Source organism: Methanoculleus sp. UBA303, from assembly GCA_002501655.1.
Lineage (GTDB): Archaea > Halobacteriota > Methanomicrobia > Methanomicrobiales > Methanoculleaceae > Methanoculleus.
Map to the genome: position 1 here is coordinate 16,838 of DANY01000053.1, position 14,297 is coordinate 31,134.

A 14,297-nucleotide genomic window follows, 5' to 3' on the forward strand; every position below is an offset into this window, starting at 1 on the left:
TCGCGCTCCTCCCCCGCCCCTCGAGGGGCGGGGGCAGTCATGGCGATACCCAAGGGAAAGCCGTGCCCCGGATTGCATGCAAGCGGGAGCACTGGGATGGGGTCTCAGATGACCAGTTGTTTCGTAGGGCACTACCTGTCCGATCGATGATCTCTTCGCCGGACCGCAGTTACTCCTGTCTCCCGGTGGTCTCTCCTCCCCGGCATAAACGGATGAAGCCCCTTGATGGGTACAATTAAATATATCATCTATCTCATAGTATTATCATGGTCAATCATGTAGAATTGTGCTCGCTGCCTCGACGTCAGCCGATTCCACGATTCTGCACTGATGAAAGGAGAGATTCCATATGTACCGGGTGACGTCATGACCCCCCTTCTGCCGGCCGCAAAGGCCGCAGGTGCAGTATCAGGCCTCCCCTTCGCGGCGATTGGTGATCCAATCTCGCCGGGAACTATAACTACCAGGAGGCTGAGTCCGCACGCCGAACTGCCCCCAGAGCTTACGCCACCGGTACGCTTCACTCAGAAAACTGCCTGGAAGAGTTATTGGACGGTCAGAAGGGACCCTTTGACCGCATCTGCCATGATCGACCTGCCCCTCAGGGAACGTGTGCGGGGTGAGACGCATGCATGAGAGCAGGGGTGCAGAAGCGGCATCGGTGCGAGTTGCAGGAAAACTGTTGCGGAAGACCGAGATCCTGGGGCTGCTCATCTTCATCCTCATGGCGGCCGTCATGCTCGCGGTCGGGGCCGCGCTCTTCTGCGACTGGCTCGCCGAGCCGGGATCGGCGCCTGCAGGAACGCCGGCCGATCTCGACCAGATATCGGGAGGCCTCTGGGTTGCCGGCGCGATCCCGGTCGTGCCCCTCGTCATAGGTGTCGAGGTGGTAGGGGGACTCTCCCTGATCGCGCTCTACATGCTCTCCAGTGTCAGGCGCGGGGTGTAGGCCCCTGCCCCATGCCGACCCCGATTTTTCCGATCTCGCGCTCGCGCGGCTCTCTGGTGCGACCCCCGATCACCCCATGACTCGACGGCGGTTAAAAACGCTTAATTTCACCTTATTTTAAGAAAAAATGGCCGATCGAGCATAAAATATATATCCGGAACGGTTGATATCAGCTATATCCCTCCTCGGGAAGGAGGTGTGTCATTCATGGCAAAGGATAAGAAGTCTCAGGATAAGAAGCAGGACAAGAAGGCAGAGAAGGTTCAGGACAAGGCTAAGAAGAACTGAACTCCAGCCTTTCATATCCTCTTTTTCCCGGCCGGGTCTCCGGTTCGATATCGTTCTCTCCGTTACGGCGCATCCTTGACGGCATCCGTCGCCTTCACCAGAACTTCGGGTGCTGCCGCGAAAAGCAAGTGGGCCGACGCCATGTCGCAGGGAGAAGCCATCCAGGCTTGCGAGGGGCCCGGAGGTCCTGCTCACTTCCCGATCCGCACTGTCCGGCGGGGGAGGCCTGACCAGGTGCCCTCGTCGGACCGTGGGAAGGTCCCCCGGGTAGTCGACCTGACATCCTCGATGGTGCAGAATGCGCAGGGGCTCATCTCCTCGACCACCCGGGTGATCGGCAGGAGATCACACCGCCGCACCACGGAATAGAAGATGGTGCACGGTCCATGGAGCCCCTCTGCGGCAACGACCGTGACGCCGTAGCCGGTGGCCCTGATAGCGTCGATGAGGGAGTGGTCCTCCTCCGACGTGATCACCCGGAGGACGCAGACCCCCATCGCAAGCCTCTCCTCGAGGAGAATCCCGGCATAGTTCCCGGTGGCGAATCCGGCTGCGTACGAGAGGATGTAAACCGGATTAGAGAATCCGTTGACGACGAGGCCGAGGGAGAGGATCCAGAAGAGGATCTCGATGAAGGCGATGACGGGGACGATGAAGCGGCCACCCCGGGCAAGGAGTATGATCCTGAGCGTCTCGAGGCTGACGTCGATCACCCGTGCCCCGAAGACGAGGAGCGGAATGAGGACCGGGGTGAGGGCGCCGGCAGAGAGGAAGTCCATATGGGAGAGTCGCCCGGCAGGGTATAATAGGGTGCAGTCACGGGCCGGCGGGGGCCCCAGATCGGGATGAAATCTGATTCTGAATGCCTGAGTCCGCCCTCCTCTGCGCCGTGAGCGCGCATCCGCGGTGCGCAGACAGTGGCCCGGGATCCGGGACCAGAGTGCCTCACCCCTCCAGCCTCCGCCGGAAGAGGGAGGATACCTCTGCGTTCCTCTGCCCGGCGTCGATGAGGATGCAGAGGTCGCCGGCCTCGATCATCGTCTCACCAGCCGGCCCGGCGAGCGTCTCCGCTCCCCTCCTGACTGCGAGCACCGTCACCTCGTACTTCCGCCGTAGGTCGGTCTCGGCCAGGGTCTTCCCGGCGATCGGGGCGCCCTCCTCCACCCGGACGATCGATATTGCGGTCTTCTCCAGGTGCAACTCTATGTCTCGGAGCGATGGGACCTGCTCCGACGCCTCCCGAAGCATCTCGTACTTCTCGGTCCGCATCGATGCGACGAGCCTGTCGATATCGCTCTTCGGCACCGGGTACTTGATCAGGACCCTCGCAAGCACCTCGGCTGCGGTCTCAAACTCCTCGCAGATGACATCGTCCGCCCCTAGCGCGTAGAGGGAGAGAGAGTCCTCCATGTACCTGGTCCGGGTGATGATCGCGCACTCCGGGTTCATCTTCCGCGCAATCGCCGTCACCTGGCGCGCTGTGGCCGCGTTCGGGATGGTGACGACCACCACGCGGGCGTGTTCGACCCCGGCATGGGCTAAAACCCCCTCATTGATGGCGTCACCGAAGAAGATCGGCTCGCCTTTCTTGCGCTCCTCCCGCACTGTCTTCGGGTTGAGCTCGATAGCCATGTAGGGGACTCCCGTGCTCCGTGCCGCCTCGGCGACGTGCCGCCCCATCGGCCCGAACCCGACGATGACGATATGCCCTTCCTTCGGCCCATTCGCGGGGGCCACCTTCAGGGGCGCGTCTCTCGCCCTGAGCCAGCCCGGCAGGGGAAGGCGGCGGACGGCGGCGGTCACTCGCGGTGCCGATGCGATGATGAACGGGGCGACGGTCATCGTTCCGACCGATACGGCGAGGAAGATCTGCTCAAGGTCCGGGCTGAGGAGCCCATACTCGATCCCGGGCCTCGAGAGAATGAAGGCGAACTCGCCGATCTGGCCGATGGCAAGACCGGTGAGGACGGCGTTCTGGAGGGAGACCTGCGCCGGGAGGACGGCAACGGCCCCGATGATAGCCTTGAGGACGATGACGCCGACGATGATCGCGATGATCATGAGCGCATGAGCTGCGAAGAAGCCGGTGTTGAGGAGCATCCCCATCGAGACGAAGAAGAAACTGGTGAAGATGTCACGGAAGGGAATGACGGTGGAGAGGGCTGCGTTGCTGTACTCGGACTCGGATATGATCAGGCCGGCGAGGAAGGCCCCGAGCGCGAGGGAGAGGCCGGCGCGGGAGGTGAGCCATGCTGTCCCGAGGCAGAGGGTGATGACGGTGATCATGAAGAGTTCCCGGCTCCGGAGGCTTGCGACCCGGTAGAGGAGGCGGGGGACGACCCAGAGGGCGCTTGCCGTGACGACACCGAGGAGGACGAGGCCTATAGCGAAGTTTATGAGCGACGGGACGACCCCGGCCGACCCCATGCCGCCGAGCATGGGGACGAGGAGGATCATCGGTACGGTGCTCAGGTCCTGGAGGACCGATATGCCGAGCGCGAGCCGCACCGGCGGCGTGTCCGTCTCTCCCCGGTGCTGGAAGACGGTCAGCATCACGGTGGTGCTCGTGTGGGCAAGAAGCATCCCGAAGAAGATAGCTTCCGGCGGGGCAAGGCCGAAGGCTGATGCAATGACCGCGACAACGCCGATCGTCAGGCCGATCTGGAGCACCCCGCCGGTGAGCATCCCTTTCTTCATATCGAGGAGGCTCTTGAGCGAGAGTTCCATCCCTATGGTGAAGAGGAGGAAGATGATACCGAGTTCTGCAAGGATCTCGACGTCGGCCCGGTCCGTGATGAGGCCGAGGCCGTAGGGGCCTGCGATGATACCGGTGAGGAAGAATGCCACGATCCCCGGCATCTTCATACGGTAGCAGAGGGCGAGCGCTCCGATAGAGAGGGCGAATATGATCAGGACCTGTTCGAGAAAGGCTGTGTCCATAGTATGGTTCCTGGTTGTTGTATCCGGCGGGTCGTCACGTCATGGTACCCGGGCGTACGGCACCGGCGCTCTCCGGGGAGGGTTCACCCGGCCGGCGAAATACAGAAAATTGTTGCCCTTTCCTTCTGATAAAACCCGATGAGGCATAGCCTCATGCGGCACGGATGAACCAGGACTTTCCCCGGGATCGCCACGGCGGGTACGGCTGCCGGTGAACGCCGGCGCCGGGCACGGCGGCGAGATGCGCACTCCCGGTCCGGTTATGTTCGCTCCCTGGCCACCTCACGGAAGATCTGGTTGTAGACTGCAGCGCTCTTCTCCCACGTAAAGAGGTTCCTCACCCTTCTTGGCCCGTTCTGCGCCATCAACCGGTAAAGGTCCGGGTCGCCGAGCACCCGCACGATGGCGTCAGCGAGTCCCCGTGCATCTCTCGGCGGGATAATAAGGCCGGTCACCCCGTCGTCGATGGCAAACGGTATCCCGCCGACATCGGTCCCGATGACCGGTGTGCCGCATGCCTGCGCCTCTATCAGCACCATCCCGAATCCCTCCGCACGGTCGCAACTCGGCAGGACGAGAAGGTCGGTGCTGTTAAAATACAGGGGCACCTCGTCCTCGGGGATGAAACCGGCAAAGATCACATCCCCGGAGACACCCTCATTGGCGGCAACCTCCCTGTAGTGGTTGATATAGTTTCCCCGGCCGGCTATGATCAGTTTTGCGTCCGTAGACTCCCGGACGGTTTTCATGGCCCGGATCAGGTACTGTACGCCCTTATGCTGGCTCTCTCTGTCCAGGTGACCCACGTAGAGCAGGATCTTCTCATCCCTCAGGCGATACTTCCGGCGCAGAAAATCCGAGCGGTTTTCCGGAAACCGTTCGAGATCAACGCCCGGGGCGGCGTACCGCAGTTTCGGGAGGTGCTTCCTCAGGTGCGGAGACCTGCCGGCGTAGTAATCCGATGTGGCGATGATTGTATCGGAGAGATGGAGCGTCCGGGAACCGAGGATCGGATAGTAGCATTGCCCGAACATCCGTGTCAGGAGGTCGTATCCGGTCAGGTCGTTGTGGTAGGTCAGGATGTAGGGGACCTGCATACCGGACGATGCCCGGGCGGCTACGTCTGCGATGAAAGGAACCGGCATATGCCCGTTTACGACGTCCGGGCGCTCCGACCTGATGAGTTCACGCAGCGCCCTCTCCCACGCGAGGCTGACAGGGGTGCTTGAGACCTTGAACTGGTAGGGCAACCGGATCACCTCAAGGCCGCCGATCTGCTCGGTCTTTGGGGTGTTCTCCTCCTGGTGCCAGTTGGAGGAGACGATGGTCAGGTCATGCCCGAATACTCGCTGCAGTCTGGTACCGATCTCGTAGATGTATTTCTGTACACCGCCCATGTGCGGGTAGAAATACGGGGTCACCACCATGGCCTTCATGCTCTACCGCCCTGATAACGAGGTGAAGATGCACAATAATCCATATAAACCTATCTCACGGTCAAACAGGCTTCCAGATCCCCCTGAACTCTCATTGGAGAGAGGAGAAGATGGTGATGCTGTGCTCTCTGTCCAGCCCGATCCCGGCCGGCCTGCTACGATCTCCGACCCCGATCACTCTGCGGCCCCCGTACGGGGGCATGGATGTGCGGGCAGGGGGTCTCCCCCTGCCCGTCAAAAGGGTGTTGGACGACCTCAACGCGTACACGCCGCCCTCTCCCCGTCCGGGCCGTCAACGGCAACCTATCAGGCCCACGGCGGCCCTCTGACGGCGGTCCGGACGAGAACCGCCGCTGCAGCCAGGCTGAGTGCGACGGTGAGCGTCTCCGTATTCGCAACGCCGAACCAGCTCCAATCGCCTGAAAATACCGGCACCATGAACCTCTCATGCGAGAGAGGCCAGAGGTAGGGATAACCCGGGAAGGTGCCTACGAGGGCATCTTCCAGGAGGTGAGACCCAGACCCAATCCCTGCATACAGGGCTGCAGTCGCAAATCCGATCCCCGCCCGCGACAGGATGAGCCCTGCTCCCGCGGCAAAGAGGACGAGGAACCCGATGGTGTGGAACGACCCGTGGAACGGCAGGGGCAGCGCCACGAGACCGGGGACGAAGACCCCGGGCATCGCCCGGTGCAGAAGGTCGACGGTTATGTCGATATCGGGAGCCATCGCGCCGGCTACGACGATCCAGGAGTGGTCTCTCTCTCCAGGCCCTCGCGTCATCATGCCGGCTAGAATGGCGATACCTATCCCGAAGATGATGTGCTCGATGAACATCCTCCCTTCAGCCCCCCGACGTCATGGTATATATATGTTTGTGACTCTTTGTCAAACGCCTGGCGATGCAGAGAACCTCTCTCTATCCGCACCCCTTTTATTGCCCGATAGTATCCAGAATGCCGCTTCTCCATGGTTTGATTTCCCGATGATGTGGTGATACCGTCCTGATCATCCGTATGCTGTCCCCCGGGGTCGTGACACCGGATTGAAACCCGGAGATATAGGATAGATTTAAATAATAAAAAAAGGATCCATCGCCCGTCATAACTTGTGACAGAGGCTGGGGGGGGAAGGATTGAGTCAGGGAGCGGTCTTTGTAACTGACGCACAGATGCGGAGCTCTCTTGCGGTCATCCGGTCGCTTGGAAAACGGGAGCTGGATGTAACTGCAGGTGAGGAGACAAGATACGCAACAGGTGCTTTTTCGAGATACTGCAGCCGGAGGCTGGTATACCCCTCGCCGAAAAAGGATGAGGAGCGGTTCGTACGGTTTCTCCTCGACACCCTGAGATCCGGGAAGATCGATGTATTATTTCCGGTCGCCGATGCCTGCTTAAAACCCATCGTCGACCACGAAGAGGAGATCTCCCGGTATACCCGTATCGCCCTGCCGCCCCGCGACGTCTTCATGAAGGGCTACGATAAAGGAGCGACCCTCCGTATCGCCCTCGACAACGGCATCCCCTGCCCGCGAACGTTCTTCCCCGAGAACGCGGACGATGTGGCCGGTATCGCCGGGGAGATCGACTACCCGGCCGTCGTCAAACCCCGGGTGAGTTCGGGGAGACGGGGGGTCAGGGTCTGCAGGGACCCAGAGGATCTGGTCCGGGCCTATGAGGCATCCGCATCGGAGTTCGGCCCGGTAGTGGTCCAGGAGTTCATACCCAACGGAGGGGAACTCGGGGTCTACACCCTCCTCAACGCGAGATCCGAACCCCGTGCGGTGACCGTCCAGAGACGGATCCGCTCCTACCCGGTCTCCGGCGGGGCAAGCACCTTCCGGGAGACCGTCAAGGACGATCGTTCCCGGGAGGCCGCAGGGATCGCCCTCCACCTCCTCGAGGCGATGCGGTGGTCCGGGGTTGCAATGGTTGAGTTCCGGATCGATGCCCGCGACGGGAGCCTCAAACTCATGGAGGTGAATCCCCGTTTCTGGGGCTCGCTGCACCTCTCGATCCTCAGCGGCGTGGACTTCCCCTACCTCCTCTACCGGATGGTCATGAACGGGGATGTCGAACCGGTCCCGGATTACCAGGAGGGGGTGCAGTGCCGCTGGCTGCTTCCCGGGGATATCCTTTGGTACCTGAGCGCTCCAAAGACCTTGCAAAACCTCAAAGAGTTTCTCCGGTTCGATACGTCCGATGATATCCTGTCGCTGCACGACCCGGGCCCTACACTGGGTTTTGCGCTTGCCACAGCACGGTACGCACTCGACCCGGAGATGTGGCGGTTTGTCCTGAGGCGATAACGTGACCGTCAACGCACTCAGCATCGACCTTGAGTTCTGGTGGTGCAACGAGTTCCTGAATGGGTACCTGCCCGGCGACCGCGAGGATATGTTCAAGGAATCGTTGAGGCCGATCTTCGCATCACTCGACGCGTTCAACGTCAAGGCGACGTTCTTTGTCCTTGGCGCCGTCGCAGAGAGGTATCCTGAGGTCATCAACGAGATCCATCATGGGGGTCACGAGATTGCATGCCACGCCTACTCCCATAAGCCGCTCTACTCGATGGACCGGAGGGAGTTTGAGGGTGAGCTGAAGAAGTCCCTTGAACTGCTCGCCGACTACAACCCGGTCGGGTTCCGGGCGCCGTCGTTCTCCCTGAATAACAGGACGAAGTGGGCGCTTGAGGTGCTCGAAAGGTACGGCTTCCAGTACGACTCGAGCATCTTCCCGGTGAGGACACAACTCTACGGCGTACCGGACGCACCGGTCGGGATTTACCGGCCTTCCCGGGACGACGTCACCGTCCACGACCCCGACGGCCCGATCATCGAGTTCCCGCTCTCGATAGTCAAATTCGGCATAAATATCCCCATCTCCGGTGGGTTCTATCTCCGTGCCCTTCCGAAGCAGGTTCTCTCATGGGGTGTCGGCAGGGTGGCCTCGAAGAGGCCGGCAAACATCTATCTTCATCCCCATGATATCTACCCGGGCCCTCCTCCGTTGAAGGTGCCGTTTCTGTCTCGGCTTGTCACCTACCACGGCGTCCACACCTCGCTTGAGAAACTCATCATGCTCATGATGAGGTTCTCATTCGTGCCTATAGGAGCGCTTCTCGACGGAATGTCACTGTTGTCTCAGGATGTCCGGGCACCGCCGGTGCCTGCCCGCCCCATGCGAGGGGTGTGGGGGAGAGACGATCTGACCATCCCACCGCTTCCTGCACCCGCGTTTCGGTTGCAGCCCTTCGACGGCACCCTGCATCGGTATCCAGCCCGCGTAAGAAAGCATATCCACGAAACAGGCGATCCTGATGAGGTACGATAACACCCGGATCCGGTTTTTCGGCGGGCATCGGAGCGGCAGCCTCCGTGTTGGGGTGGTGCAGACATCTACTGGAACCGTGATACCCGGAGCAGACGGGATCCGGGAGATGCCGATATCATTATATGCTGGATCGTGCATCCAGAGTCTGCTCACAGCAATATGCGCGTCAAGAGGGAAAGGAGTCATGTGTGATGGACTGGAATGAAAAGAGAGTGCTGGTGACCGGGGCCGGCGGTTTCATCGGCAGCCACCTGACCGAACGCCTGGTCGACCGTGGCGCGGATGTGCGGGCGTTTGTCCGCTACAACTCGAGGAACGACCCGGGCCTCCTGCGGCTGCTCCCGGGAGAGAGACTTGACCGGGTGCGTATCGTCATGGGCGACCTGAGGGATACCGACGCCGTCCGGAGCGCCATCCGGGACGTCGATGTCGTCTTCCACCTGGGTTCGCTCATCGCCATCCCGTACTCCTACATTCGCCCCCGGGAGACGGTGGAGACGAACGTGCTCGGTGCGCTCAACGTCTTTGAGGCTGCCCGGGATGCCGGCGTCGAGAAGGTCGTCCACACCTCGACGAGCGAGGTCTACGGGACCGCCCGCTATGTTCCCATCGACGAGAACCACCCGCTCCAGGGGCAGTCTCCCTACTCCGCAAGCAAGATCGGGGCCGACAAGGTAGCCGAAAGTTTCTACCGGTCCTTTGACGTCCCCATCGCCACGATACGGCCGTTCAACACCTACGGCCCGCGGCAGTCAGCGCGGGCGGTGATACCGACCATCATCACCCAGGCGCTGGTGCAGGGGAAGGTGGCGCTCGGCGCGACGCACACGACACGGGACTACACCTACGTCGACGATCTGGTGCGGGCGTTTCTCCTCGTCGCCGAGTCGCCGGGAACGGTCGGAGAGACGATCAACGTCGGATCGAACTTCGAGATCTCGATCGGGGCCGTCGTGGAGACGGTTGCCTCCCTCATGGGAAAGGAGATCGAGATCGTCACCGAGAGCGGACGCCTGCGGCCGGAGAAGAGCGAAGTGGAGAGGCTCTGGTGCGACAACACCCGGGCACGGAATCTCCTCAACTGGTCGCCTGCCGTGCCCCTGGAAGAAGGGCTTCTGCGAACGATTGCATGGTTTCGGGAACACCTGGACCTTTATCGGCCCAATCACTACGTGACCTGACATGAAAGCGGTTATTCTTGCCGGCGGCAAGGGGAGGAGGCTCGAACCCTACACGACCATCATCCCCAAGCCGCTTATGCCGATCGGGGATAAGCCGATCCTTGAGATCATCCTCCGCCAGCTCCGGGAGCACGGCATCCGGGACGTGACGATTGCAGTGGGGCATCTTGCCGAACTGATCATGGCATTCTTCGGCGATGGGAGCAGGTTCGGGCTCTCGATCACCTACTCGCGGGAGGAGAAGCCTCTTGGAACCGCAGGCTGCCTCGGGCTCATCAAGGATGACCTTACCGAACCGTTCCTGATGATGAACGGCGATGTCCTGACGACCCTGCCGTTCTCCGGGCTTATGGACTTCCACAAAAAGAGCGGCGCCGTCGCGACGGTGGCCCTCAATAAGAGAGATTACTTCGTCGATTTCGGGATCGTGGATACCGACGGGGACGAAAACATCGTCGGGTATACCGAGAAGCCGGGGTTCGAGCACTTTGTGAGCATGGGCGTCTACGCGTTCGACCCGAAAGTCCTCGAGTACATCACGCCGCACGACTACATCGACTTCCCGGACCTGATCAAGGTTCTGCTCGCGGCAGACGAGACCGTCAAAGCCTACAAATACGACGGCTACTGGCTGGACATAGGGAGGGTCGACGACTACAAGAAGGCGAACAACGAGATCACCGCACTCTACGGGGCGCTGGGCGTCGGGGGCGAGTGATATGGCGTGGAAGATCCCCCTCTCCGACATCGCGATGGACGGCGAAGAGATCGACGCGGTCCGGGATGTCCTGCAGTCAAAGTGGCTCTCCATGGGGCCGGTGACGGAGGAGTTCGAAGCGGCCTTTGCCCGGTACCTCGGCGTAAAGCATGCGTTTGCGGTCTCGAACGGGACGGCGGCACTGCATATCGCGCACGCGGTGCTCGGCATCGGCAGCGGTGACGAGGTCATAACCCCGTCGCTCACGTTCGTCGCAACAGCAAACTCGGTCCTCTACTGCGGCGCGAAACCGGTCTTTGCCGATATCGCCGGCACGGATGACCTGAACATAGCATGGGAAGAGGTTGCGGCGAAGGTCTCGCCCCTGACGCGGGCGATCACCGTCGTCCACTACGGGGGGTATCCCTGCGATATGGAGCCGATCCTGGAGGTCGCCCGCAACCACGATCTCCGGGTCGTCGAGGATGCGGCACACGCGGTCGGTGCAACTTATAAGGGGAAAAAGTGCGGGACCATCGGAGATGTCGGGTGTTTCAGCTTCTTTGCGAACAAGAACCTCTCGACCGGCGAAGGAGGCATGGTCGTGACGAACGACGACGACCTTGCCGAACGGATCAGGGTCATGCGCTCGCACGGCATGACCACGCTGACCTGGGACAGGCACCGGGGACACGGGTACAGTTACGACGTCACCGATCTGGGGTATAACTACCGGACGAGCGAGATCGCATCCGCGCTCGGTATCGTCCAGCTCCGGCGCCTGGAGCAGAACAACGCGAAGCGGAAGCGTATCGCTGACCGGTACCGGAATGCGCTCGAGGGGATCGAGGGTATCGGATGCCCGTTTTCCGGGAGCATCGATGGAGAATCCTCCCACCACATCTTTCCGGTCGTCCTCTCCGGGAATATCTCAAGGGCCGGACTTCAGGCGGAGCTGAAGGAGCGGGGTATCCAGACGAGCATCCACTATCCCCCGATCCACCTCTTCACCTACTACCGGAGGCTGCTCGGGGATACCCCGGGGTCGCTCCCGAATACGGAGTTTGTCGGGGAGCACGAGATGACGCTGCCGCTCTACCCCGGCATGATCGATGGGGAGGTTGACTACATCTGCACCTCTATCGATGAGGTGACCTCGGGCATTCCGGCAGGGGAAGAAGGCTCCCAGGGGATGAGATGATCGCCGACCTGCACATCCATACCCGCTGCTCCCGGGATTCTCTCATGGACCCCGCCAGGGTCGTACATGTCGCCAGGACGCGGGGCCTCGCCGGTATAGCGGTAACGGACCATGACACCATCCGGGGGGGTATCCTTGCCCGGGAGGCGAACCGTGATAAGGATTTCCAGGTTGTCGTCGGCGCCGAGATAAAAACTGAGTATGGCGACGTCCTGGGCCTGTTCCTTGAACGGGAGATTTTGGCGCAGAGGTTTGACGATGTGGTCGGGGAGATCCATGCCCAGGGCGGGCTTGCGGTTCTCGCGCACCCCTACCGCCGATACCCCTCGCCCGAGCGTCTGGCGGGAAGGGTGGATCTCATTGAAGGGTTTAACAGCAGATCGCGGCGACAGACCAATGCGCTCTCGATGACGCTCGGGCGGGTCTCCGGGAAGGGAACGGTCGGGGGGAGCGATGCGCACGTTTATGCGGAGATTGGAAGGGGCGTGACGGTCTGTGCCGGAGAGGAGATCGAGGAGGCGCTCCGGGCCGGGCGGACTGCCGGGGGAGGCCGGGAGTCAAACTACTACCTCGTGCACGGGTTGAGTTGCAGCATCGAGAGGTTGAAAGGGCTGGCCGGGGCCGACAACGGCCGGAGATGAGGGTTTCCCGATGGGCGCCTCCTCCCTCTTTTCAGAGAGTAACCGCGGACCCGGCTCGTGCTCGTTCGTGAGCGCAAGGCCCCAAACAGCCACAGCGAACACCGGGGGTCCGCCCGGACGTCAGGGAACAAGTATAATTCTTCCAGCACCGATGTATATACGCGCGGGGGTTGCCGAGCCAGGTTAAAGGCGCTGGATTTAGGGTCCAGTCTCGAAGGAGTTCAAGGGTTCGAATCCCTTCCCCCGCATACTCATCAATTTCAGGGCATTCTTCCCTCAAATCGGGTATTATCGTAACTATGTGACCGAGAACACCGCCACCGTTCCCTGCGCTGCCCACGCCGCGCAATATCGCTCACGGGATCATAAGAAACCGGCCACAGGTCGGCCCGGGGCGAGCCGGCCTACTACCCGGGAAGCACCGGCATTGGACCGATCCGGGGCGGTTCGGCGAGGTCATGATACGATACGATCCGGAGAAGAGAGAGGGACGTGCGGGTGACCAGGGGTCCGGGTTTGAACCCGCGTTTGAACCCTTCTAAGTAGACGAAACGGTCATGCGGATGCTTCGGTCAATATTATCTCCGTGAAGAGATGCTCCGGCCAGTTGTTTCTCCCCATCCACGACCTATCGCCCTGCACTGCCCGCCTCCTGAGGGGGCGGGAGGAACACTTGATGGGTTGTATTCAGAGCGCCTGCTTCCAGAGATTAATGTCAGCGATATTGCTGGCGATCTGCATATATCCAGATATCTGCCGGTTTTTCCGTACTTGATGGGTACTTGATCCCGGCCCATGAAATCACCCACATTCTGTTTCCGGTAAACGTTGCCGAGCGATTGAACAAGGGCATCGATGTTCTCCTCAGCCCGATGGTGAAGTCGTATGCCTCGTGTCTCCAGACGTTACGCAGATCCGGATGTCGAATCTTACCTATCACTCACATGTTCCCCCTTCGGGGTGCCATGGATGGGCTTTCTAATCTTCAACAGCGAGGATGCTCACTGTTTCTTCAGGCCTTATTTCCCGGAGATATGAAAAACCGTCGACGGTTCCTTCACGCCAGCGGCCTCCGCCTGTCCGGTCGCCCAGGTACCGGACATCGTGGAGGCTGGTTTCCGAAAGAATGAGCTCCCGGTTGGCAATGATGTGACGGTAGTCCCCGGTATAGAGCACCGTGCCGCCGATCGCCGTGGCGACATGGTGGGCGTCGAGGAGCACCTCGCAGTCGTCGTAGTCGTCGATGACCGCACTGAACCGGTCCCAGATCTCGCGGTAGGGCTCCGTTCGTGCGTGAAGCGCCAGCACCTTCCGGTCGTCGAGGACACAGCGCCGCCGCTGGCAGAGCGCTTCATACCACTCTTTCACCGCGAGGAGCGTCTTCAGGCCCGCTGCCGGCTGCTCGCGACAGAGTTCGGCAACATGCCAGAGAAGCGGGACGGTCTTCCACCCCTGGGCCTCAGCCTCGGCGAGGAGGGTATCTGCCGAACCGGCCCGCTTCAGGTGCGCAACCGCCCGCCGGAACTCGCGGACGAGAATCTGCTGGATGGTGTGGCACCGCCCTCCCGTCCCATCCCCGAAACACTCCGCCCGGCGCTCATCACTCATCTTCGATCAGCTCTTCTTATTCAT

General features: G+C 61.1%; 12 protein-coding genes and 1 tRNA gene. 8 read left to right on the top strand and 5 right to left on the bottom strand.

Annotation, left to right across the window (positions count from 1 at the left end; all coding sequences use genetic code 11):
* Positions 1 to 628 precede the first annotated feature (628 nt).
* Positions 629 to 949 carry a hypothetical protein gene (locus BP846_RS12665; RefSeq protein WP_292396064.1) on the top strand — a complete coding sequence of 107 codons (321 nt, stop codon included), beginning with the start codon at positions 629 to 631 and terminating at the stop codon, positions 947 to 949.
* 479 nt (positions 950 to 1,428) lie between these two features.
* Here BP846_RS12665 and BP846_RS12670 read toward each other — a convergent pair whose 3' ends face one another.
* From BP846_RS12670 to BP846_RS12685, 4 genes are all read right to left on the bottom strand, one after another.
* Complete coding sequence (locus tag BP846_RS12670; RefSeq protein ID WP_292396067.1) at positions 1,429 to 2,016, bottom strand: DUF2179 domain-containing protein; 588 nt, start codon at positions 2,014 to 2,016, stop codon at positions 1,429 to 1,431.
* A 166-nt stretch (positions 2,017 to 2,182) separates the two neighbouring features.
* Positions 2,183 to 4,177, bottom strand: a complete 1,995-nt coding sequence (locus tag BP846_RS12675) for a cation:proton antiporter (protein ID WP_292396071.1) — start codon at positions 4,175 to 4,177, stop codon at positions 2,183 to 2,185.
* A gap of 260 nt (positions 4,178 to 4,437) precedes the next feature.
* On the bottom strand, positions 4,438 to 5,613 hold the full coding sequence (locus BP846_RS12680; RefSeq protein WP_292396074.1) for a glycosyltransferase family 4 protein: 1,176 nt from the start codon (positions 5,611 to 5,613) through the stop codon (positions 4,438 to 4,440).
* A gap of 306 nt (positions 5,614 to 5,919) precedes the next feature.
* The gene (locus BP846_RS12685; RefSeq protein WP_292396076.1) at positions 5,920 to 6,450 is read right to left on the bottom strand and encodes a metal-dependent hydrolase; all 531 of its coding nucleotides are present in this window, start codon (positions 6,448 to 6,450) and stop codon (positions 5,920 to 5,922) included.
* Positions 6,451 to 6,748: 298 nt separating this feature from the next.
* Here BP846_RS12685 and BP846_RS12690 point away from each other — a divergent pair, with 298 nt between their 5' ends.
* The 7 genes from BP846_RS12690 (at position 6,749) to BP846_RS12720 (ending at position 12,913) form a co-directional block, all read left to right on the top strand.
* The gene (locus tag BP846_RS12690; RefSeq protein WP_292396079.1) at positions 6,749 to 7,921 is read left to right on the top strand and encodes an ATP-grasp domain-containing protein; all 1,173 of its coding nucleotides are present in this window, start codon (positions 6,749 to 6,751) and stop codon (positions 7,919 to 7,921) included.
* Between the two features lies 1 nt (position 7,922).
* The gene (locus BP846_RS12695; protein ID WP_292396082.1) at positions 7,923 to 8,945 is read left to right on the top strand and encodes a polysaccharide deacetylase family protein; all 1,023 of its coding nucleotides are present in this window, start codon (positions 7,923 to 7,925) and stop codon (positions 8,943 to 8,945) included.
* 191 nt (positions 8,946 to 9,136) lie between these two features.
* Positions 9,137 to 10,126: a GDP-mannose 4,6-dehydratase gene (locus BP846_RS12700; RefSeq protein WP_292396084.1), complete on the top strand. Its 990-nt coding sequence runs from the start codon at positions 9,137 to 9,139 to the stop codon at positions 10,124 to 10,126.
* Between the two features lies 1 nt (position 10,127).
* On the top strand, positions 10,128 to 10,844 hold the full coding sequence (locus BP846_RS12705; protein ID WP_292396087.1) for a nucleotidyltransferase family protein: 717 nt from the start codon (positions 10,128 to 10,130) through the stop codon (positions 10,842 to 10,844).
* 1 nt (position 10,845) lies between these two features.
* Positions 10,846 to 12,024: a DegT/DnrJ/EryC1/StrS family aminotransferase gene (locus tag BP846_RS12710; protein WP_292396090.1), complete on the top strand. Its 1,179-nt coding sequence runs from the start codon at positions 10,846 to 10,848 to the stop codon at positions 12,022 to 12,024.
* Positions 12,021 to 12,665 (top strand): PHP domain-containing protein, encoded by a 645-nt coding sequence (locus BP846_RS12715; protein ID WP_292396092.1) that lies wholly within the window; start codon positions 12,021 to 12,023, stop codon positions 12,663 to 12,665. The genes BP846_RS12710 and BP846_RS12715 overlap by 4 nt, the downstream gene beginning before the upstream one ends.
* Positions 12,666 to 12,828: 163 nt before the next feature.
* Positions 12,829 to 12,913: transfer RNA gene (locus BP846_RS12720), tRNA-Leu, on the top strand.
* 730 nt (positions 12,914 to 13,643) lie between these two features.
* Here the strand turns inward: BP846_RS12720 and BP846_RS12725 are convergent.
* The gene (locus tag BP846_RS12725) at positions 13,644 to 14,273 is read right to left on the bottom strand and encodes a hypothetical protein (RefSeq protein WP_292396095.1); all 630 of its coding nucleotides are present in this window, start codon (positions 14,271 to 14,273) and stop codon (positions 13,644 to 13,646) included.
* Positions 14,274 to 14,297: the final 24 nt, after the last annotated feature.

Excerpts from the sequence above, each read along its gene's own strand:
- BP846_RS12665 (WP_292396064.1), top strand. The coding sequence starts at position 629 with ATGCATGAGAGCAGGGGTGCAGAAGCGGCATCGGTGCGAGTTGCAGGA.
- BP846_RS12670 (WP_292396067.1), bottom strand. The coding sequence starts at position 2,016 with ATGGACTTCCTCTCTGCCGGCGCCCTCACCCCGGTCCTCATTCCGCTC.
- BP846_RS12675 (WP_292396071.1), bottom strand. The coding sequence starts at position 4,177 with ATGGACACAGCCTTTCTCGAACAGGTCCTGATCATATTCGCCCTCTCT.
- BP846_RS12680 (WP_292396074.1), bottom strand. The coding sequence starts at position 5,613 with ATGAAGGCCATGGTGGTGACCCCGTATTTCTACCCGCACATGGGCGGT.
- BP846_RS12685 (WP_292396076.1), bottom strand. The coding sequence starts at position 6,450 with ATGTTCATCGAGCACATCATCTTCGGGATAGGTATCGCCATTCTAGCC.
- BP846_RS12700 (WP_292396084.1), top strand. The coding sequence starts at position 9,137 with ATGGACTGGAATGAAAAGAGAGTGCTGGTGACCGGGGCCGGCGGTTTC.
- BP846_RS12705 (WP_292396087.1), top strand. The coding sequence starts at position 10,128 with ATGAAAGCGGTTATTCTTGCCGGCGGCAAGGGGAGGAGGCTCGAACCC.
- BP846_RS12710 (WP_292396090.1), top strand. The coding sequence starts at position 10,846 with ATGGCGTGGAAGATCCCCCTCTCCGACATCGCGATGGACGGCGAAGAG.
- BP846_RS12715 (WP_292396092.1), top strand. The coding sequence starts at position 12,021 with ATGATCGCCGACCTGCACATCCATACCCGCTGCTCCCGGGATTCTCTC.
- BP846_RS12725 (WP_292396095.1), bottom strand. The coding sequence starts at position 14,273 with ATGAGTGATGAGCGCCGGGCGGAGTGTTTCGGGGATGGGACGGGAGGG.